Source organism: Bacillus cereus group sp. N21, from assembly GCF_016483395.1.
Taxonomy (GTDB): domain Bacteria; phylum Bacillota; class Bacilli; order Bacillales; family Bacillaceae_G; genus Bacillus_A; species Bacillus_A pseudomycoides.
In genome coordinates, this window is sequence record NZ_JAEHBX010000475.1 from 1 (window position 1) to 202 (window position 202).

The window sequence follows — 202 nt, forward strand, 5'->3', positions numbered from 1 at the left end:
GCGTAATAGCTCACTAGTCGAGTGACTCTGCGCCGAAAATGTACCGGGGCTAAATACACCACCGAAGCTGCGAATTGATACCTATGGTATCAGTGGTAGGGGAGCGTTCTAAGGGCAGTGAAGTCAGACCGTAAGGACTGGTGGAGCGCTTAGAAGTGAGAATGCCGGTATGAGTAGCGAAAGACGGGTGAGAATCCCGTCC

At 52.5% G+C, this 202-nt stretch carries 1 rRNA gene; it reads left to right on the forward strand.

Annotated elements, in window-relative coordinates:
• A 23S ribosomal RNA gene (locus tag JDS96_RS31695) occupies nucleotides 1–202 on the forward strand; the annotation flags it as partial.